19 protein-coding genes and 1 tRNA gene are annotated in these 18,608 nt (G+C 59.3%); 14 read left to right on the top strand and 6 right to left on the bottom strand.

Translation table 11 applies throughout. The features are described from left to right. Nucleotides 1-14 precede the first annotated feature (14 nt). Nucleotides 15-854 carry a DUF3097 domain-containing protein gene (locus tag HMPREF1287_RS02775; RefSeq protein ID WP_023017483.1) on the top strand — a complete coding sequence of 280 codons (840 nt, stop codon included), beginning with the start codon at nt 15-17 and terminating at the stop codon, nt 852-854. 26 nt (nt 855-880) lie between these two features. Here HMPREF1287_RS02775 and HMPREF1287_RS02770 read toward each other — a convergent pair whose 3' ends face one another. From HMPREF1287_RS02770 to HMPREF1287_RS02760, 3 genes are all read right to left on the bottom strand, one after another. Beyond that, nucleotides 881-1,453, bottom strand: a complete 573-nt coding sequence (locus HMPREF1287_RS02770; protein ID WP_023017484.1) for a hypothetical protein — start codon at nt 1,451-1,453, stop codon at nt 881-883. Nucleotides 1,454-1,482: 29 nt separating this feature from the next. After that, on the bottom strand, nt 1,483-2,223 hold the full coding sequence (locus HMPREF1287_RS02765) for a TVP38/TMEM64 family protein (RefSeq protein WP_023017485.1): 741 nt from the start codon (nt 2,221-2,223) through the stop codon (nt 1,483-1,485). Between the two features lie 102 nt (nt 2,224-2,325). After that, nucleotides 2,326-2,411 (bottom strand) — tRNA-Leu (locus tag HMPREF1287_RS02760). A gap of 238 nt (nt 2,412-2,649) precedes the next feature. Between HMPREF1287_RS02760 and HMPREF1287_RS02755 the strand changes: the two genes are divergently transcribed. Both HMPREF1287_RS02755 and HMPREF1287_RS02750 read left to right on the top strand, forming a co-directional pair. Continuing rightward, entirely contained in the window at nt 2,650-3,189 is a 540-nt protein-coding gene (locus HMPREF1287_RS02755) for a YbhB/YbcL family Raf kinase inhibitor-like protein (RefSeq protein ID WP_005279176.1), read from the top strand. Continuing rightward, nucleotides 3,189-3,581 carry a hypothetical protein gene (locus tag HMPREF1287_RS02750; protein ID WP_005279178.1) on the top strand — a complete coding sequence of 131 codons (393 nt, stop codon included), beginning with the start codon at nt 3,189-3,191 and terminating at the stop codon, nt 3,579-3,581. The genes HMPREF1287_RS02755 and HMPREF1287_RS02750 overlap by 1 nt, the downstream gene beginning before the upstream one ends. Nucleotides 3,582-3,647: 66 nt before the next feature. Here HMPREF1287_RS02750 and HMPREF1287_RS02745 read toward each other — a convergent pair whose 3' ends face one another. Together HMPREF1287_RS02745 and HMPREF1287_RS02740 are read right to left on the bottom strand one after the other, a co-directional pair. Beyond that, complete coding sequence (locus HMPREF1287_RS02745) at nt 3,648-4,763, bottom strand: quinone-dependent dihydroorotate dehydrogenase (RefSeq protein ID WP_023017486.1); 1,116 nt, start codon at nt 4,761-4,763, stop codon at nt 3,648-3,650. A 3-nt stretch (nt 4,764-4,766) separates the two neighbouring features. Further along, nucleotides 4,767-5,819, bottom strand: a complete 1,053-nt coding sequence (locus tag HMPREF1287_RS02740; protein WP_005282979.1) for a hypothetical protein — start codon at nt 5,817-5,819, stop codon at nt 4,767-4,769. Between the two features lie 66 nt (nt 5,820-5,885). Here HMPREF1287_RS02740 and HMPREF1287_RS02735 point away from each other — a divergent pair, with 66 nt between their 5' ends. The 9 genes from HMPREF1287_RS02735 (at nt 5,886) to HMPREF1287_RS02695 (ending at nt 15,578) form a co-directional block, all read left to right on the top strand. Beyond that, a complete protein-coding gene (locus tag HMPREF1287_RS02735; RefSeq protein ID WP_034654042.1) occupies nt 5,886-6,740 on the top strand; it encodes an undecaprenyl-diphosphate phosphatase in 855 nt (284 codons plus the stop codon). 33 nt (nt 6,741-6,773) lie between these two features. After that, the gene (gene mshC, locus HMPREF1287_RS02730) at nt 6,774-8,012 is read left to right on the top strand and encodes a cysteine--1-D-myo-inosityl 2-amino-2-deoxy-alpha-D-glucopyranoside ligase (RefSeq protein ID WP_023017488.1); all 1,239 of its coding nucleotides are present in this window, start codon (nt 6,774-6,776) and stop codon (nt 8,010-8,012) included. A gap of 24 nt (nt 8,013-8,036) precedes the next feature. Then, the gene (locus HMPREF1287_RS02725; RefSeq protein ID WP_005279186.1) at nt 8,037-8,420 is read left to right on the top strand and encodes a hypothetical protein; all 384 of its coding nucleotides are present in this window, start codon (nt 8,037-8,039) and stop codon (nt 8,418-8,420) included. A 121-nt stretch (nt 8,421-8,541) separates the two neighbouring features. Continuing rightward, nucleotides 8,542-9,264 (top strand): HAD family phosphatase, encoded by a 723-nt coding sequence (locus tag HMPREF1287_RS02720; RefSeq protein WP_023017489.1) that lies wholly within the window; start codon nt 8,542-8,544, stop codon nt 9,262-9,264. Between the two features lie 43 nt (nt 9,265-9,307). Then, nucleotides 9,308-9,571, top strand: coding sequence for a phosphoribosyl-ATP diphosphatase (locus tag HMPREF1287_RS02715; protein ID WP_023017490.1), 264 nt, complete (start codon nt 9,308-9,310; stop codon nt 9,569-9,571). A 42-nt stretch (nt 9,572-9,613) separates the two neighbouring features. Then, nucleotides 9,614-10,459 (top strand): ATP phosphoribosyltransferase, encoded by an 846-nt coding sequence (gene hisG / locus HMPREF1287_RS02710; protein ID WP_023017491.1) that lies wholly within the window; start codon nt 9,614-9,616, stop codon nt 10,457-10,459. A 111-nt stretch (nt 10,460-10,570) separates the two neighbouring features. Beyond that, on the top strand, nt 10,571-12,130 hold the full coding sequence (aspA, locus tag HMPREF1287_RS02705) for an aspartate ammonia-lyase (RefSeq protein WP_023017492.1): 1,560 nt from the start codon (nt 10,571-10,573) through the stop codon (nt 12,128-12,130). A gap of 325 nt (nt 12,131-12,455) precedes the next feature. Continuing rightward, nucleotides 12,456-13,763, top strand: a complete 1,308-nt coding sequence (locus HMPREF1287_RS02700; RefSeq protein ID WP_005279191.1) for an anaerobic C4-dicarboxylate transporter — start codon at nt 12,456-12,458, stop codon at nt 13,761-13,763. A 147-nt stretch (nt 13,764-13,910) separates the two neighbouring features. Beyond that, a complete protein-coding gene (locus HMPREF1287_RS02695; RefSeq protein ID WP_023017493.1) occupies nt 13,911-15,578 on the top strand; it encodes a formate--tetrahydrofolate ligase in 1,668 nt (555 codons plus the stop codon). A gap of 6 nt (nt 15,579-15,584) precedes the next feature. Here the strand turns inward: HMPREF1287_RS02695 and HMPREF1287_RS02690 are convergent, their stop codons facing one another. Next, a complete protein-coding gene (locus HMPREF1287_RS02690; RefSeq protein WP_023017494.1) occupies nt 15,585-16,406 on the bottom strand; it encodes a RecB family exonuclease in 822 nt (273 codons plus the stop codon). Nucleotides 16,407-16,452: 46 nt separating this feature from the next. On the opposite strand from HMPREF1287_RS02690, the gene HMPREF1287_RS02685 reads away from it, so the two are divergent. Together HMPREF1287_RS02685 and HMPREF1287_RS02680 are read left to right on the top strand one after the other, a co-directional pair. Further along, on the top strand, nt 16,453-17,706 hold the full coding sequence (locus HMPREF1287_RS02685) for a M18 family aminopeptidase (RefSeq protein WP_023017495.1): 1,254 nt from the start codon (nt 16,453-16,455) through the stop codon (nt 17,704-17,706). 28 nt (nt 17,707-17,734) lie between these two features. After that, nucleotides 17,735-18,571 (top strand): tRNA (adenine-N1)-methyltransferase, encoded by an 837-nt coding sequence (locus HMPREF1287_RS02680; protein ID WP_005279195.1) that lies wholly within the window; start codon nt 17,735-17,737, stop codon nt 18,569-18,571. Nucleotides 18,572-18,608: the final 37 nt, after the last annotated feature.

The following is an 18,608-nucleotide window of genomic DNA, read 5'->3' as shown; positions in this document are numbered from 1 at the left end:
TAGACTATCGGGCCATGAGTTTAGATCCTTATGGCGGAGATATTTTTGCTGGGCACCGACGCAGCAAGCCCACCCAGTACCCAGAAGTGCCGGCAGAGCCGGGCATGGTGGTGGAAGTGCGCGGTGATGACTTTGTGGGCGCCGTTTTAGGCGTGGATAAGACCGTCTTTGGTGAGGTCGTGCGGCTAGAAGACCGCCACGGTGTCGAGCGAGTATTTAACCTTATCAAGGGTGGATTCTTAGTAGAAGGCCAACCGGTGACGCTGACGAGGTACGTGCCCAAGCAAGCACCCCGCAAATCGAATTCGGGTTCTAGGCGGGTAGAAAACGTGGAGGCCAAGGTGGCAGCGCCATCGCGCATTTGGGTCGAGGGCGTCCACGATGCCGCCATCGTGGAAAAGGTGTGGGGGCACGATCTGCGCGTCGAAGGCGTGGTCGTGGAATACCTAGAAGGCTTGGATAACCTCGAAGAAAGGCTGGCCGAGTTTCAGCCTGGCCCTGGCCGCCGGGTCGGCGTGCTCGCGGACCACCTGGTCAAGGGGTCGAAAGAAACGCGAATGACCGAGTCTGTGGGAGAGCACGTTCTAGTCACCGGCCATCCCTTTGTCGATATTTGGGCGGCAGTAAAACCGCAACGGGTAGGCCTGCAAGCATGGCCGGAGGTACCGCGCGGTGAAGATTGGAAGACCGGAATCTGCCGCCGCGTGGGATGGTCTGATCCCTCCGATGGGTGGCGCCACGTTTATAACGCGGTGCATTCGTTCCGGGATTTGGACTCGAGCCTTATCGGGGCGGTCGAGCGGCTGGTGGATTTTGTGACCACGCCGGAGCTGCACAAATCAGACCTTGTCTAAGCCGCCGCGGGCCGATCTTTCTGGGCCTAGGCTAGATTGGCCCGTTCAATGAGGTTGACCGCCAATTGCCACCCGGCCATCTCGGCGCTCCAGCCCGCAGCCTGCAGCCTTTGGGACATCGCCTGTTTGGAAATGCCCAATTCTTCCGCGGCCTCATTTTGATTGAGCCCCGCCCTTACGAGCGAGGTCGCCTCGCGGCCCTCGATGGTGCGCTTATTGAGCACGTATCCAATGAGCGCGAAGGCGGCGGCGATATCGCTTGCCTCCGCGGAACGGCCGCGCTTATTGAGCTTGGTGTAGACCTGTCCCATGCGGGCGGAATTTTTCAGCGCCGCGGTGGCCACGTGGCGCGCGCTTTTCTCGTCTGCCTGGTTTCCGGGGCTGATACCAATGCCGATGGCCCAGTCGCCATCGGCAAGCAAGGCCATGACGACCTCACACACCGCGGTGGCGGAATCGACAACGGCGCAAATATCCTCCACACCAAGGACGTGAAACTCGCCGACGCCCTCGAGGGTGGATAGCGCGGCCGCCGAGCGCTGCACGAGCTCAGCGCGGCGCACGGAACGCCCACGGTAGCGGGCATAGACAGCGAGCACGAGGATCCTCCTTTATTGCGAGCAGTTCGTTACAGTCTACCGCTTAACCTTGACTGGACGGGAGTCGGCAGGCGCGAATCGAGTACAAGCCCGCCGATGCCGGCGAGGGCAAAGACGATAAAGGCAGCGATGATCCCAGGGCTGGCCGTACCGGTAAGCGCATCGCCGAAAAAGACGCCGATGACCGTAGTGGGAATCGAGCCCACAAACGTAGCCACCGTAAAGTGCGAAACGCTGATGGGGGTAAGCGCAGCGACGTAGTTGAGGAGGCTAAAGGGCACCCCCGCGACCATGCGCAGGGAAGCGATGGCCAGCCAACCGCGCCGCTCCAGGTGGGCATTGATGGTATAAACCGCGGGGTGGGCAAGGTGCGGCCTGATCCATTCTCCGAGCAGGCTGCGCACAATCAGCAGCGATAATACGGCCGATATTGTGAGCGCGAATAGCGAAATGGCAAGACCCTGCCAGGGGCCGAAAAGGATGCCTGCTGCAACCGTCCAGATGGTCCGAGGCAGGGGAAATTGCGTAAATATGACATAACCTAGCGTGAAGGTAACCGGAAACCACGCACCCAGGTGGGCAGCGGCCGTCCGCATCTGGGAGAGATCGGGAATGTCGAGCCAGACAAAAAGCGCAACTCCAGCAAGCGCGAGCGCGATGATAAGCGCCCAGCGTCGCGGTGACCACGCGCGGACTGAGCCCCACGCAGAGTGGGCGAGTTGAACGCAGAAGCTACCAAAGCTGCGTATCCAATCCCGGAAAGTGGTCATGCGTTCGTATCGTAGTCGGCGCGGCCGTGCTTTTAGAAAAGAGCAGTACTTATAGAAAAATCTCGAGGCACCGTAGGAACGATGTCTCGAGACTTCACAGTGTGCCCGGAGGGGGACTTGAACCCCCACGTCCGTTAATAGGACACTAGCACCTCAAGCTAGCGCGTCTGCCATTCCGCCACCCGGGCAGGGTGTTTGCAACCTCTCGGTTGGGCACCTCGAAACTCTATCGTGTTCCGTCATCGGAATACAAATCGCCAGGTAAAGGTTAATAAAGCGGGTGATCTTAAGGTAGGGAAAAACACCTTTGTAACTCAAAAGGTTGCAGCCTCTAAGTAAGCGTGCAGGGCGAAAGCGGAGGCACGGTGGTGGGGTGAGCGCGAGAGGCATCGACAAGCGCGTGTGATCTGCGGTACAAATGGGTACATGACTTCTTATGCAGATGACACTCGATTCCCCGGACCTGATCCGTACGCCCCGCTGCGCGATCTCCCCAGCTTTGGGTTGTCTTCTACCGATTTGGTAGAAGGCGATGAGATCCCAGAAAAGCACCGCGCGCCGGAAAGCGTCTCCCCACAGCTGGCATGGTCTGGGCTGCCAGAGGGAACCAAGTCCTTGGCGGTAACCTGCTTTGACCCGGACGCACCGACTGCCTCCGGTTTCTGGCACTGGGCCGCTTTTAATATCCCGACCGATGTCTCGGAGCTGCCCACCAATGCCGGTGCGGCAGAGGACCTTGGCATCGACGGTGTTATTAGCCTGCGCAATGATTCCGGCAACCGCACCCACTTCGGTGCCAACCCGCCGGCCGGCCACGCTCCGCACCGCTACCTCTACGCAGTCCACGCCGTAGACGTCGAAAAACTTGATATCGATCCAGATTCTTCCCCCACCGTCCTCGGCTTCAACTTGCACTTCCATGCACTGGGCCGGGCAATCCTCTGGGGTTGGTACGAGGCCAAATAATGGCGAGTTCCGCTTCTAAAGATCCCGTGACCCCACCCGCAGCGCTGCGGGTGGGCGGCGCTTTTTTGGTCGTCGCTTTTGTGTTGGTCCTGTTCGCCCTCATTTCCGTTTTTAGTGATGGGTGGGGCGCACCCTTTGTCTGGACCTACAGCAACCTCGCGATCATTATTGCAGCGGTGATGGTGGGTGCCTTCAGCACGATGAGCAAGGAGCATGCCGGTAGCCGCGCACAGATCATCGCCTTGGCGGTGGCGGTGCTCTTGATTATTGCTAGTCGCTTTCTTCCGCAACACGATTTGCTGATTCAGCAGCAGTATTGGCTGCTGTTTTATGCCGGTATGTCCGCCATTTGTGCCTTGATCTTGCGGCGCAGCGTAATGGCGACCTCTTAACCGCCCCCGCCAACAAACAATGCCACGTGTAGGACCACGTGGCATTTTTGCTTTTCTACCGAGCTACTACTTTGTTGCCTTCCACGGCAGGTTGGAGCCTACGGCCTCAGAAATATTGCTCAGTCCATGGGCGCGAATTTGCTGGGCGATGCCCCGGTGAATATCCCGAATCCAATCCGGCCCACCGTAGATGAGCCCGGTATAACCTTGGAGGAGACAAGCACCGGCGGAAATCCGCTCCCACGCCTGTTCCGGGGTGGAAATTCCACCAACGGAAATAAGGACAAGCTGCGAGCCAACGCGCGCGTGCAGGCGGCGGAGTACTTCTAAGGAGCGTTCGGCCACCGGTGGGCCGGAAATGCCGCCGGCGCCAAGGGCTTCTACCTCCGCGCGGGGAGTGCTAAGCCCCTCGCGGGAGATGGTGGTATTGGTGGCGACGATGCCGGCAAGGCCTAGCTCCACGGCGAGATCGGCGACGGCATCGACATCGGCATCCGAAAGGTCCGGCGCGATTTTGACCATGACGGGGACATCGGTGGATTCTTGCACGGCGCGCAGGATGGGGCGCAGCGATTCGACCGCCTGCAGGTCCCGCAACCCAGGGGTATTGGGGGAAGAGACATTGACCACCAGGTAGTCCGCCAGACCGCCTAAGACGGAGGCGGAGCGGCGGTAATCATCTACGGCGCGTTCGGCCGGGGTGACCTTGGTTTTGCCGATATTAATCCCGATGACGTCGTTGTACCGGCGCTTGCGCAGATTCTCTGCCACGGCGGCCGCACCCTCATTATTAAAACCCATCCGGTTTAAGATGGCGGCATCTTCTTTGAGGCGGAAGAGGCGGGGAGTCGGGTTGCCCGGCTGCGCCTGCGCCGTGACGGTGCCCAGCTCGGCATAGCCGAAACCAAGCGGCGACCAGGCATCGGCGGCAGCGGCGTTTTTATCAAACCCAGCCGCCAGGCCAAGCGGGCGCGGGAAGGTGATCCCGCATACTTCCTGTGTCAAGACCGGATCGTTGACCGGCAGGATGCGGCCAAGCGCGCGATTGGCAGGCCCTGCCGCGTGCAGGCCGTGGAGGCCAGAGTTGATAATGCCGTGGATGCGCTCGGGGCTTAAGCGAAACATCCCGCGTAGCGCCAGCTGATAGGCGCCTTTGCGCAGCGAATCGAAGGTCGAAACCATGGATTAAGACTCCTTTGCCTTTGTCAGGTGTGGATCCGCCACGAACTGCAGCCCCTGGCCGGATGCGGAGGCAACCACGATGGTGCCATTGGAAAGAGCGGAAATATTTTGGGCATCGGCAAGCGTGGCAATCTCGCCGCGGGATTCGGGAACGCCCTTGTCAATGGAATAGGCGTGCGCGATGTTGTTATCGGTGGTGGTAACCCACGCGAGCTCGCGCGAGTCATCCCAGGCCACCGCCCACGGGGTACCGTCGACCACGCCGTATTGGTGCAGGCGGACGACGTCATCGGAGGTATAGACCGCGATCCGGCCGCCCTCGGTATCGGAGGCGAGCACGACGCCGTTATTACCCACCGCGATTTGGCCGACACCCTGGCCAGCGCGCAACCGGCCGCCGGCGCGGTCATTGGGCCAATCGATATTCTGGATGGTGGAATCCGAACGCTGAATGCGCACAATCCCGTCATCGCCGTCCGCATTGGGAACGGCGAGCATCTGGTCCGAGCCGGCCTCGACGGAGATTTCGCCGTCCCGCGTGCCATCCTTGTACCGGCCGACCACAGCGGAGTCGCTCGCGGTGACAAAGACTTCGCCGGTGGAAAGTTGGGTCGCAGCGGTGACCTGGAAGTCTTCCTCCATCTTGATTTCTTCCGGTGACTCCGGCGCAGAAGGATCAATGAGTAGGACCTTATCCGGGCAAGCCAAGACGAATCCAGATTCGGAGGAGCTCAAATCGCCGCAGGTGGAATCGACATCGATGCTCTTGGCCTTCTTGGCGGCAAAGTCATCCTGGCTGCCAATGCGCACCTGGTCCGCGGTGCGAACGGCAATCGTATCCTTCACCGCGGCCAGATCCGTGATGTCTTCATCGAGGTCGATGACCGTACCGGCAGGATCGGTGTCGCTCGGAGAAGCGGCTGGGGTGGCGTTGCCCTTCACTGCGGTTTCGGGATCACCGCCTACGCCCACGGTGGAATCGCAGGCGGCCAGCGCAGCAGTGGAGAGTGCTAGCAAGCTGGATAGTACGAGTGTGGAGCGGGATCGTGATTTCACGGATACTTATCCTAACAGCGCGCGTTGCGATTTCCCGAAGCCGTGCGCGGCGGTAGTGTATGGCGGGTGATTTCTGATACCGCGACCGAAGCAGTTTCTTGGGCACAAGTTATCGTTTTATCCATTGTGCAGGGGCTTACGGAGTTTCTCCCGGTAAGCTCCTCGGGGCACCTGCGCATTGTTTCCGAGCTCTTTTGGGGCAACGATGCCGGTGCTTCCTTTACAGCCGTCATCCAGCTCGGCACCGAGCTTGCCGTGCTGGTTTATTTCGCCCCGATGATCTGGCAAATCCTCTCCGGATGGCTGCGTGGGTGGACCAACCCCGCCTCGCGCGGACAGGACTGGCGCATGGGCTGGATGGTCATCGCCGGATCCATTCCCATCGGCGTTATCGGGTTGGTTTTTGAAGATGCCATCCGCGGTGCGCTGCGCAACCTGTGGATCACCGCCGCGATGCTGATCCTTTTCTCCTTCGTCTTCATCGCCGCAGAGCGCGTGGGCTCCAAAAAGCGCGGTTATGACGAGCTCACGATGAAGGATGCCATCATCATGGGCTTGTGCCAGTGCTTGGCGCTGGTGCCTGGCGTTTCGCGTTCGGGCGGCACCATTTCCGGTGGTCTTTTCTTGGGCCTTGATCGTGAGGTGGCCACGCGCTTTAGCTTCCTCTTGGCCATTCCGGCGGTGCTGGCTTCGGGGCTTTTTTCGCTTCCCGATGCCTTCGCGCCCGAGGCCGGTCAAGCCGCTTCCGGTATGCAGCTGCTCGTCGGCACCGGAATTGCCTTCGCCTTGGGCTACGCGTCGATTGCCTGGTTGCTGAACTTCGTGGGCAACCACTCCTTTGCCTGGTTTGCGGCCTACCGCATCCCAGTAGGCATCCTCGTGATGATTCTGCTGGCCTTGGGAGTCCTACAGCCCATTTAAAGCACCCCATAAGTTCGCGTTAGGATAGGTGCCATGCATTCTTGGCCAACACCTTCTTATAGTCGCGTCCCAGGCGATGCGGCGCAGCTCTATCTCTACGATTCCGCGAATCAAACCAAGGACCCCGTGCAGGTAAAGGGGGATACCGCCACCATGTACGTGTGCGGCATTACCCCGTATGATTCGACCCACTTGGGCCACGCAGCCACCTATCTCACCTTCGATCTGATTTACCGGCAGTTCCTGGACGCTGGCAAGAAGGTCAATTACGCGCAAAACATCACCGACGTCGATGACCCACTCTTTGAGCGCGCGGAGCGCGACGGCGTTGATTGGCGCGAACTCGGCACCTCCCAGATCGACCTTTTCCGCTCCGATATGGAGCTTTTATCGGTCATCCCGCCACAGCACTTTATCGGCGCCATGGAAGCGGTCGATGAGATCGTGGACATGGTGCAAAAGCTGCTGGATAACGGCGCCGCTTACGTGGTCGATGACCCGGAGTACCCGGATGTATATGCCTCCATCGATGCCACCGAGGAATTTGGCTACGAATCCAATTACTCGATGGAACAGATGCAGGAATTTTTTGCCGAGCGCGGCGGCGACCCCGACCGCCCAGGCAAGAAGCACCCCATGGACGCCCTGATTTGGCGCGCCCACCGCGAAGGCGAACCGGCGTGGGAGTCTCCCTTCGGCCCCGGCCGCCCCGGTTGGCACATCGAGTGCTCTGCCATCGCCACCAACTACTTGGGTAGCACTTTTGATATCCAAGGCGGCGGCAGCGATCTGAAGTTCCCGCACCACGAATTTTCCGCCGCGCATGCAGAGGCCGCATTGGGCGTAGACCGCATGGCGCAGTTCTATGTCCACACGGGAATGATCGGCCTCGATGGCGTGAAAATGTCCAAGTCCCTGGGCAACCTGGTCTTCGTCCACAAGCTCGTGGAGCAGGGCGAGGATCCCTCCGCCATTCGCCTTGGCGTATTCTCCGGCCATTACCGCGCCGAGCGGGACTGGTCCGATGAGGCGCTCGACCAGGCCAAGGCCCGCCTGGCCACCTGGCGGACCGCCCTGGAGGCCCCTGGGGCCCTGTCGGCTGCGGAGGATGCGGTAGCGGGGCTTCGCCAAGCGCTTGCCGATGACCTCGATACCCCCGCCGCGCTGCGCGCCATCGACAATTGGGCAGGCAGTGACCGTGGCGAGGACGAGGAAGGGGCTGCGCAGTTGGTGCGTACCGCACTTGATTCGCTGCTCGGCGTGCGGGCCTAGCCAACTTAGGGCAATATCGACAGCATGAGCATTCGCGCAGATTTCCAACCCACCGTTGATGAGTTCATTGCTGATCTGAAGTCTTTTGCCACCGGTGATTACCTCAAGGATGAGGAAAAAGAGTTCTGGGAGGCGCCGTTTAACGCGGCGGTGCTACCAGAACTTAAAGGCCACCTCGAGCAGATGCTGGACGGGCTAGACGGGCTGCCGGATGATCCTGATGGCGGCCAGCTCGCCGCGGTGCTGAATAAGACCGTTAAAAAACTCGCCACCTTTAATCGCAAGCAACACGATGCCGTGGTGGAGCCGGAGGAAAAGGAAGAAATCGCCGAGCTTATGTACAACGCCTCCGCGGCAACCGGTGCCGATGATGAGGCGCTATCACAGATTCCCGAGTTGGACTTCTAAGCCTCTTTACGGCGCCAGCCCGCTGTGGGTAGATTCCTAAGGTGAAGTTGATCGATCACCGCGCAGCGCGAATATCCTCGCTGAGCCTTAATTCTATGCCGGAAAAGCCGGTGGAGTGTGTATGACCACAGTGAGTAATTCCCAGCTTTTGTCCCGTCCAGCGGCGATTTTCTGGGACATGGACGGCACCTTAACGAACTCGGAGCCCCTGTGGGGCGAGGCGACCTACTACCTTTCAGAAGTGCTGGGAAAACGCCTTACCTCAAGCCAACGGATGGATACGGTGGGGGCTACTTTTACGACGACGCTGCGCATTTGCGCCGACAACGCTGGGGTTGTCTTGGGTGAAGGCGATGTCGAGGCCTACCGGCACAAGATGTTTGAGTATATGAAGACTCTTTTTGCTGGCCGCCTCGAAATCTTCCCCGGCATCCCTGAGCTTTTAACTTCGCTGCACCACGACGGCATGCCGATGATGGTTACGACTAATACGGACCGCGACGTTGCAGACGCCGCCATTGCTGTCATCGGCAGCGAGTATTTCGTAGACACTATTTGCGGCGATGAAGTTCCCACCGGCAAGCCTGCCCCAGACATGTACTTGGAAGCGGCCCGGCGCCTGCAGCTTAATCCAGCTCAGTGCCTCGTATTTGAGGATTCCCCGGCAGGTATGCGCGCTGCCGTGGCCGCGGGATGCACCGTTATCGGTTTGCCAGAGGATGAAGGAGTGGAAGTACCGGACGGGGTAGTGGAGATCTCCCGGCTGCGCGATTCTCGCCACCTCGCCGGCGCGCTCCACACGGATGTCTACGAGTGGTTCCGGGCTATCCAGGAAATGAACTAAAACCCTTCGCATTGTCTGCTTACCTGTGGAACAATAGTTAGCCGTGAAGGATTTTGAGACACTTTTTGCTGAGCTACTAAACAAAGTAGACCAGAAGCCTGAGGGCTCTGGGACCGTTCAGGCGCTGGAAGAAGGCGCCCATCATATTGGTAAAAAGATCATCGAAGAGGCAGGCGAGGTATGGATCGCCGCCGAATACCAGTCCGATGAGGAACTGGCGGAAGAAATGTCGCAGCTTATCTATTGGACGCAGGTCATGATGATCAGGCGCGGCCTGCGCCCTGAAGATATTTATAAATACCTATAACTTGTTGCCACCTGCGGTGGAGCAAAATTCCTGGAGAAAAGCATGATCAAAATTGCAGTACCAAATAAAGGGTCCTTATCGGAGGCGGCTTTAGAAATCCTTGGTGAGGCCGGATACAAGGGGCGCGGCCACTCCAAAACCCTGAACGTGGTGGATCTGGATAACGGGGTGGAGTTCTTCTTCCTCCGCCCGAAGGACATCGCGATCTATGTTGCCCGCGGCGTGCTCGATCTAGGGATTACGGGGCGCGATTTGGCGCTCGATTCCAATGCCCAATTTAAAGAAGTCCTCTCGCTCGGCTTCGGCGACTCGACATTCCGCTACGCCGCACCCCAAGGAGAGGGGTGGGATATCTCTCACCTAGAGGGCAAGCGTGTGGCGACGTCGTACCCGAATTTGGTCCGCCAGGACCTGGCGGAGAAGGGAATTTCCGCCGATGTGATCCGCCTAGACGGGGCGGTGGAAATCTCCATCCACTTGGGCGTGGCCGATGTGATTGCTGATGTCGTGTCAACTGGTACTACGCTGCGGCAGCAGGGTTTGGCGCCCTTAGGCGAGCCCATCGTGACCTCAGAAGCCGTGGTTATTAAGCGCCACGATGCAGAGGTGATGCCGGAAGAGCAGGTGGTCTTAGGCCGCATCCAAGGAATTTTGCACGCCCGCACCTACCTCATGATCGACTACAACATCGCGGAAGAAAACCTGGACAAAGCAGCTGGTGTTACTCCGGGTCTGACTGGACCCACGGTCTCACCGTTGGCGCGGCAAGACTGGGTGGCGGTGCGTGCGATGGTTCCGCAGAAGGAAGCCAACCAGATTATGGATCGACTTTCCCAACTCGGTGCGGAGGCAATTTTGGCTTCCGATCTCCGCATTGCCCGCTTTTAGGGGGAGTATTAAATTCTTGGTCGTCCCAACTGGGGCGAAACGTGGCTACCATTGGCGCTTGAGAACATTTACTCGGACATCATTCTCGACAGGCAAAGGAGCCGCGCCATCATGGCAAAGTCGTCTAAGAAAGAAGAAAAAGACACTAAGTCTGCCGCAAAGGAAGGGCAGGAAAAGCAGGAGGATAAGACCACTCATTCTGCACAGAAAAAGGTAGCTGAGCAGAAGCAGCCAAAGACGTCGAGCAAAAACACTCGTACGGAGACCGACCTGATCGGTGACTTGGAAATTCCTGCTGATGCCTACTTTGGTGTCCACACCGTCCGCGCGATGGATAACTTCCAGATTTCCTACGTGACCATTAACACCATTCCGCACTTCATCCGCGGCATGGTGCAGGTCAAGAAGGCTGCCGCGATGGCCAACCGTCGCCTGCACGTGCTTCCAAAGAAGAAGGCAGAGGCCATTATCTGGGCTTGTGACCAGATCTTGGACGAAGGCCGCTGCATGGACCAGTTCCCGCTCGATGTATTCCAGGGCGGCGCCGGCACTTCGTTGAACATGAACACCAATGAGGTCGTTGCCAACCTGGCCCTTGAGCACTTGGGGGAGGAGAAGGGCTCCTACGACATCATCAACCCCAACGATGACGTCAACATGTCCCAGTCCACCAACGATGCTTACCCAACTGGCTTCCGTCTGGGCCTGTACGCTGCCATCGATGACCTCGTCGTGCGCATCGACAGCCTGCGTTCCGCATTCCAAGACAAGGGCAATGAGTTCCAAGACATCCTGAAGATGGGCCGCACCCAGCTACAGGATGCAGTCCCCATGACCTTGGGCGATGAGTTCAAGGGCTTTGCCAATAACCTGAACGAGGAGCAGGCCGTTCTGCGCGACGCACAGAGCCGCTTGCTGCAGATCAACCTCGGCGCCACCGCCATCGGCACCGGCGTTAACACCCCAGCCGGCTACCGTCACCAGGTAACTGCCGCTCTATCTGAAGTCACCGGCCTGGAGATGAAGACTGCAAGCGACCTTATCGAGGCCACCTCTGACTGCGGTGCCTACGTATTCTTGCACTCCGCCATCAAGCGCGCTGCCATGAAGCTGTCCAAGATCTGTAACGACCTGCGCCTGCTGTCCTCCGGTCCACGCGCTGGCCTTGGTGAAATCAATCTGCCGGCCCGCCAGGCAGGTTCCTCCATCATGCCGGGTAAGGTCAACCCAGTTATCCCAGAGGTGGTCAACCAGACCTGCTTCAAGGTCTTCGGCAACGACCACGTCGTGACCATGGCCGCAGAGGCAGGTCAGCTGCAGCTCAACGTGATGGAGCCGGTCATCGGTGAGGCGCTGTTCCAGTCCATCCGCATCATGGGCAACGCGGTTGATGCGCTGCGCGAAAAGTGCGTCACCGGCATTACCGCTAACGCCGATGTGTGCCGCCAGTACGTGGAGAACTCCATCGGTATCGTCACCTACCTGAACCCATTCATTGGCCACCACAACGGTGACGAGATTGCCAAGGAATCCCTCAAGACCGGCAAGGGCGTCAAGGAACTCGTCCTGGAAAAGGGCCTTCTGGATGAGGCAACGCTGAACAAGGTGCTGTCGGTAGAAAACCTCATGCACCCAGAATTCCGCGGCCAGCTTTTCTTGGACGAAAACTAAGTAAAGCCCGCGAGCCATAGCGCAACATTCCGCACACACCGTGCTCACTCTTCCCGTGGAAAACGGGAGGGGAGTACTCCACGGTGTGTGCGGCCTCTTTCGTCTATGCCCGAATTGGTGTCTCCCGCTTCCATAGCGCAGTGCCATGGAAATATACCGAACGGTTTATAACGCGAGGTAGAACACATGTGGGAACCGACACAAACGGGCATATTGTGTCAATAAAACAACACATTCAGAGCAAAATAGAAGTGTAAGGGTGGTCCACGACCGGCAGGTCAAGGCGGGTCCACTACGTGTAGTTGAGAACGTGTGGAGTGTATCCATGGTTATTGTTCATATTGTCATCGTTCTCGCGGCCATTATCTTGGGTGCGAGAATTGGGTCCATAGGTATCGGCATGGCCGGTGGCCTGGGCGTTCTCCTTTTGGGTGTTGCGGGAGTTCCCGTAACTAGGGAAGACATTCCGTTCGATGTCATCGCCATCATCATGACGGTGATTGCGGCCATCGCCGCCATGCAAAAAGCCGGCGGCATGGACTATTTGGTTCACGTGGCCGAGAAGTTCCTGCGCAAAAACCCTAAGAAAATTACGTACTACGCACCCATCGTGACGTGGCTGATGACGGTCCTTGCCGGTACCGGCCACACCTCCTTTTCCACGCTGCCGGTGATCGTCGAGGTGGCCAAGGAGGGCAAGGTTCGTCCGTCGCGCCCGCTGTCTATCGCGGTCGTCGCCGCGCAGATGGGTATCTGTGCCTCGCCAATTTCGGCCGCAGTGGTCATCCTGGCCGGCCTACTTGAGCCCATGGGCGTGGGGTACCTCCAGGTGCTCGGCGTGCTGATTCCAGCTACCTTCCTGTCCATCTTCCCGGCAGCGTGGCTGGCCAATAGGTTTGGCAAGGAACTGGAAGATGACCCCGTCTACCAAGAGCGCAAGGCGCAGGGCCTAGTCAAAGAGCCGATTGGTGCTAGCAAATATGAGCCAAAGGAAGGCGCTAAGTCTTCCGTCGTTATCTTCCTTATCGCCATCGTCATCGTCATGGCGTGGGCTACCATTTCTTCCGAGCAGGTTGGTCTCATTACGGATCCCACGTTGCCGCGCAATGAGGCGATTATGACCGTCATGCTTTCGGCCGCAACGATCATCGTGCTCAAGACCAAGATTCCGGCAGCTGACGTCCTCAACACCCCGGTATTTAAATCGGGCATGTCCGCCTGCATCTGTGTGCTGGGTGTCGCGTGGTTGGGAACCACCCTCATCAACCACTACTTGGACGATATTCAGGCCTTGGCCGGAGACGTCATCGAAGCTTCGCCATGGTTGCTGGCAGTGGTGCTCTTCTTCGCCGCAGCCCTGCTGTACTCGCAGGCCGCCACCACCAAGGCACTCATGCCCGCCGCCTTGGCGCTGGGAGTAAGCCCGGTTACCGCCGTGGCCGCATTCCCGGCAGTATCTGCCCTGTTCATCCTGCCTACCTACCCAACGTTGCTGGCAGCAGTCGAAATGGATGATACGGGCACGACCAAGATCGGCAAGGCCGTCTTTAACCACCCATTCCTCATCCCCGGCGTGGTCAGCATTGTCGGTTCCGTGCTCTTGGGCTACGCACTCGGCGCGGTAATCATCTAGCGAGTCTTTCAATTCGCATTCCCAGTGGCGTCTTCTCCGTAGAGAGGGCGCCACTTTTATGTGGCAACCCCACCCGAAGAATGTTGTGTCTCACACTTCTTACCCCATGCGACTTGGCTTATGTCAGAAATCGGTAGGGTAGGTGCTATGACTACGCAGCCATCCGATGTTGAAATCGCACAAGCCCATAACCTGCAGCCGATTGCGGAGATCGCAGCCAAAGCAGGCATTCCCGAAGATGCAGTAATTCCTTTTGGTTCCACGAAGGCCAAGGTGGATATCACCAAGGTGGACTACGCCAAGGACAAGCGCGGCAAGCTCGTGCTGGTGACAGGAGTATCCCCGACACCGGCCGGCGAGGGTAAATCCACGGTGCTTATCGGCTTGACCGATGCGCTGGATCAGATTGGAAAGAAGGCCATCGTGGCCCTTCGCGAGCCCTCCCAGGGCCCGGTAATGGGCATCAAGGGCGGCGCTGCGGGCGGCGGTTACGCCCAGATTGTGCCGATGGAGGATATCAACATGCACTTCACCGGTGACTTCCACGCCATTGCCGCGGCAACCAATACGCTCGCCGCCATCATCGATAACCACATTCACCAGGGCAACCAGCTGGGCATTGACCCTCGCCGTGTCACGTGGCAGCGCTGCGTCGACGTGAACGACCGAGCATTGCGCAATGTGGTGACCGGCCTCGGCGGATCGGCACACGGCGTGCCGGCAGAAACGGGCTTTACCATTACGGCGGCCTCCGAGATCATGGCCATTTTGTGCTTGGCGACGAGCCTCGATGACCTCAAGCAGCGCCTAGGCGATATTACCGTCGGCTTTACCTATGACCAGCGCCCAGTAACCGCGCGCGAGCTCGATGCGGAAGGTGCGCTGACCGCATTGATGCGCGATGCCTTGAACCCGAACCTCGTGCAAACCCTCGGCGGGGTTCCCGCACTCGTGCACGGTGGTCCCTTCGCCAATATCGCGCACGGCTGCAACTCCTTGCTGGCGACGCAGACCGCCCTGCAGTTCGGAGATATCGTGCTGTCTGAAGCCGGCTTCGGCGCGGATCTTGGCGGCGAGAAGTTTATGGATATCAAGTCCCGGTTTGGTGACCTGGACGTGGCCGGCGCGGTGGTTGTGGCGACGATCCGCTCGCAGAAGTACAACGGAGGCGTTGCCAAGGACAAGCTCACCGAGGAAAACCTTGAGGCTCTGCAGAAGGGCATCGTCAACCTTGAGCGCCACGTAGAAAACCTGCGCAAGTTTGGGATCAAGCCTGTCGTCGCGCTGAACCTCTTTTGGTCCGATACCGAGGCGGAGCGCCAGTTTATGCGCGATTGGGCCAAGGACTTCGGCGTGGCCTTGGAAGAGGCCAACGTCTGGGCCGAAGGCGGCGCGGGAGCGACGAAGCTGGCCGAGACCTTGCTGGAGAACCTCGAGGGCGGCGCGCAGCAGCTCTACGATCCGGAAGAAGGCATCGAGGCCTCCATCGAGACCATCGCCCGCGAGATCTACCGCGCGGACCGCGTGGAATATGGCTCAAAGGCTGTGAAGGACTTGCAATACATCAAGGACAATGGCTGGGATAAATTACCCGTGGTCATTTCCAAGACGCAGTATTCCTTCTCGGATGAAGCAACCGCATTGGGCGCTCCGGAAGGCCACACGCTGCACGTGCGTGAGCTACTGCCGCGCACCGGTTCGGGGTTTATCGTGGTGCTTACCGGCAACGTGATGACCATGCCGGGCCTGCCCAAGAAGCCGGCGGCCAATAATATCGACGTCGCCGCCGATGGCACGGTATCCGGACTGTTCTAAAAGGAGTTAATCCGCCGCGGAGCCCGGCCACCCCGGGTACTCCGGTGGCGTGCCGCCAAATTCAGGGCAGATCGCCTGATGCGCGCACCAATCACAGAGCTTGGAGCGCTTCGGGCGAAAATCCCCGGCGCGCCCATCGGCTTCAATCTTGGCCCACAGTTGGCCTAGATCGCGCTCGAAGTATTCGAGTTCCTCCTGGGTAGGAGCTAAAAACATCGAATCCAGCACCTTGAGATACATCAGCCGCAGCTGGTGGGGGATGGTGCCCAGCAGGCGCCAGTACACCAGGGCATAAAACCGCATCTGGAATTGGGCGCTGTGGGAAAAGCGCGGTGCCGGTTTCTTTCCCGTCTTATAATCCACGACGCGCACCTCGCCGGTGGGCGCGCGGTCCACGCGGTCAATAAACCCGCGCACGGGTACGCCATTGGGCAGGACCGTATTGACATACATCTCGGTTTCTTGGCAGTCGAAGCCCTGCGGGTTTTCCATCTGGAAATAGCCCTTGAGCAGCTCGCGGGCCGCGACGAAGAAGTCATACGTTTCTTCTTCGGGCACGAGCTCGAGCAGTTCAGCGTCCCTTTCTGTCATCGCGGCCCAGCTTGGTTTAATCATCTTTACCGCTGCCGGGTAGGTGCGCTCTTCACGCGGGAGTTTATGCGTTTCTTCTAGGACCGCGTGGACCAGGGTTCCCTTAACTTGGGCGATGGTCTTGGGCTCGGGAATCTTGTCGATGGCCCGGAATCGATAGAGCAGCGGGCACTGCTGGTAGTCGGAGGCGCGCGAGGGCGACAGGGCAAGAGGGCGGGGAGTAGATGAAGTAGCCATGGTGTATCTAGCCTATCGCCGATAGTTTCGTGGCAAGCTAGAAGGTATGAGTTATACCGATAAGTTCCTTGATTTTCTGGCGGCCTCGCCGTCGTCGTACCACGCCGCGCATGAGGTAGCGCGCCAGCTGCAAGAATCTGGCTTCCAGATTCAGGATGAGCGCGAGGATTGGTCGGCCGCACCTGGCGGGCACGTCATGGTCCGCGGCGGCGCGGTTACCGCGTGGTACGTGCCGGAAGGCGCCGATAAGAACTCCGGTTTCCGCATCGTTGGCTCGCATACTGATTCGCCGGGCCTGGCGCTTAAGCCCACGCCCGATTTTTCTGCTGCGGGCTGGCAGCAGGTCGCGGTAGAAATCTACGGCGGCGCCTTGCTGCACACGTGGTTTGACCGCGAACTTACCGTCGCCGGCCAGGTTGTGACCACGGATGGGCGCCAGCACCTGGTGAATACGGGGCCAGTCCTGCGGCTTCCTTCGCTGGCTATCCACTTGTACCGCAAGGATGAGTTCAAGCCGGACCGCCAAAAGCACATGCAGCCGGTGCTGACGGTGGGCGATGAAGAGGCGTCGATCCTGCAGGTGGTGGGGGAGCAGGCGGGCATCGCTGAGCAGGATATTGCTTCCTTCAACCTGATTACGGCCGATGCCGCCCGGGGTGCCGTCTTTGGCGCGGGCGAAAAGTTCATCGCGGCTGGCCGCATGGATAACCTGTCCTCGGTGCACGCCTCGCTGGAGGCTATGCAACGTGCTGCGCAGGACTATGACGGCTCCGATATTTTGGTCATGATGGCCTTTGACCACGAGGAAGTGGGCTCGAGCTCCCGCTATGGTGCCGCCGGGCCGATCCTGCAGGATGTGCTGACTCGCACCGCCCGCGCGCTGGGGGCCAATGAAGAGGAGCGCTTCCAGATGTTCGCGCGTTCTAGCTGCGTGTCTGCCGATGCCGCGCATTCGGTGCACCCCAATTACGCGGATAAGCACGACCCCACCCACCAGCCGATCATTGGGCAGGGCCCAGTGACCAAGATCAACGGCAACCAGCGCTACGCCTCCGATGCCCAGACGATTGCGCTGTGGGAGACCGCGTGTGCCAAGGCTGGGGTTCCGGTGCAGCGTTTCGTGGGCAATAACGATGTGCCGTGCGGCTCGACCATCGGGCCTATTACCGCAACGCGGCTGGGTATCGACACCGTCGACGTGGGCGTTCCGATGCTTTCGATGCACTCCGCGCGCGAGATGGTGGGCGAGCAGGACCAAATATGGCTCTCGCGGGCTCTTGAGGCATACTTGAAGGGTTAGTACCCACAACCTCGAGGAGTTTTGCGGCATGGCTTATTCTGGCCCCTTTTCCTATGGCGACCGCGTGCAGCTGACGGACGCCAAGCGGCGCCACTACACGGTCATTTTGAAAGAAGGAGGCCAGTTCCATTCCCATAAAGGCATAATCAACCACGATGACATCGTGGGGATGGATGAAGGTTCCGTCATCGAGTCCACCTTGGGCTCGTCCTTCCTGCTCTTCCGCCACCTCATGGTGGATCACGTCCTCTCGATGCCGCGCGGCGCCGCCGTTATTTATCCCAAGGACGCCGCGCAAATCTTGGTCGAGGGCGATATTTTCATGGGCGCCCGCGTGCTGGAGGCTGGTGCGGGCTCCGGCGCCTTGTCGATGTCCCTCCTGCGCGCCGTGGGCCCCGAAGGCCACGTCTATTCCTACGAGATCCGCGACGATCACTTGGAGTACGCGGTCGATAACGTCGAGGAATACTTTGGCGCCCGCCCCGAGTGGTGGTCGCCGCGCCTAGGCGATCTAGGCGATGTTACCGCTGAGGACCTCGGCGGCCCGGTCGACCGCATCATCTTGGACATGCTTGAGCCCTGGGAGAACCTGGAGACCGTGCGCGATCTGCTGATCCCCGGCGGCGTATTCATGACCTATGTGGCAACGGTCCCGCAGCTGATGAAGGTCATGGAGGGCATCCGCGAGCTGCAATGCTTTACCGAGCCGAAGGCGTGGGAATCCCTCGTGCGCGAATGGAAGGTAGAAGGCCTAGCCACCCGCCCGGAGCACCGCATGAACGCGCATACCGCATTCCTTATTTGGACCAGGCGGCTTGCCGATGGCGTCACCCCGCCGCGCCCCCAGCGCCGCGCCCGCAAATAAGGTGCACAGTTTTAAGTACACGGGTGTAATTAATTAC

Source organism: Corynebacterium sp. KPL1986, from assembly GCF_000477975.1.
In the GTDB taxonomy this organism is placed as follows: domain Bacteria; phylum Actinomycetota; class Actinomycetes; order Mycobacteriales; family Mycobacteriaceae; genus Corynebacterium; species Corynebacterium accolens.
The sequence above is the reverse complement of the archived record's forward strand: the minus strand, read 5'-3'. Positions and strand labels throughout refer to the sequence as shown.

Excerpts from the sequence above, each read along its gene's own strand:
- HMPREF1287_RS02690 (WP_023017494.1), bottom strand. The coding sequence starts at position 16,406 with ATGGCTACTTCATCTACTCCCCGCCCTCTTGCCCTGTCGCCCTCGCGC.
- HMPREF1287_RS02765 (WP_023017485.1), bottom strand. The coding sequence starts at position 2,223 with ATGACCACTTTCCGGGATTGGATACGCAGCTTTGGTAGCTTCTGCGTT.
- aspA (WP_023017492.1), top strand. The coding sequence starts at position 10,571 with ATGGCAAAGTCGTCTAAGAAAGAAGAAAAAGACACTAAGTCTGCCGCA.
- HMPREF1287_RS02775 (WP_023017483.1), top strand. The coding sequence starts at position 15 with ATGAGTTTAGATCCTTATGGCGGAGATATTTTTGCTGGGCACCGACGC.
- HMPREF1287_RS02720 (WP_023017489.1), top strand. The coding sequence starts at position 8,542 with ATGACCACAGTGAGTAATTCCCAGCTTTTGTCCCGTCCAGCGGCGATT.
- HMPREF1287_RS02750 (WP_005279178.1), top strand. The coding sequence starts at position 3,189 with ATGGCGAGTTCCGCTTCTAAAGATCCCGTGACCCCACCCGCAGCGCTG.
- HMPREF1287_RS02755 (WP_005279176.1), top strand. The coding sequence starts at position 2,650 with ATGACTTCTTATGCAGATGACACTCGATTCCCCGGACCTGATCCGTAC.
- HMPREF1287_RS02680 (WP_005279195.1), top strand. The coding sequence starts at position 17,735 with ATGGCTTATTCTGGCCCCTTTTCCTATGGCGACCGCGTGCAGCTGACG.
- HMPREF1287_RS02700 (WP_005279191.1), top strand. The coding sequence starts at position 12,456 with ATGGTTATTGTTCATATTGTCATCGTTCTCGCGGCCATTATCTTGGGT.
- hisG (WP_023017491.1), top strand. The coding sequence starts at position 9,614 with ATGATCAAAATTGCAGTACCAAATAAAGGGTCCTTATCGGAGGCGGCT.
- mshC (WP_023017488.1), top strand. The coding sequence starts at position 6,774 with ATGCATTCTTGGCCAACACCTTCTTATAGTCGCGTCCCAGGCGATGCG.
- HMPREF1287_RS02685 (WP_023017495.1), top strand. The coding sequence starts at position 16,453 with ATGAGTTATACCGATAAGTTCCTTGATTTTCTGGCGGCCTCGCCGTCG.
- HMPREF1287_RS02695 (WP_023017493.1), top strand. The coding sequence starts at position 13,911 with ATGACTACGCAGCCATCCGATGTTGAAATCGCACAAGCCCATAACCTG.
- HMPREF1287_RS02745 (WP_023017486.1), bottom strand. The coding sequence starts at position 4,763 with ATGGTTTCGACCTTCGATTCGCTGCGCAAAGGCGCCTATCAGCTGGCG.
- HMPREF1287_RS02725 (WP_005279186.1), top strand. The coding sequence starts at position 8,037 with ATGAGCATTCGCGCAGATTTCCAACCCACCGTTGATGAGTTCATTGCT.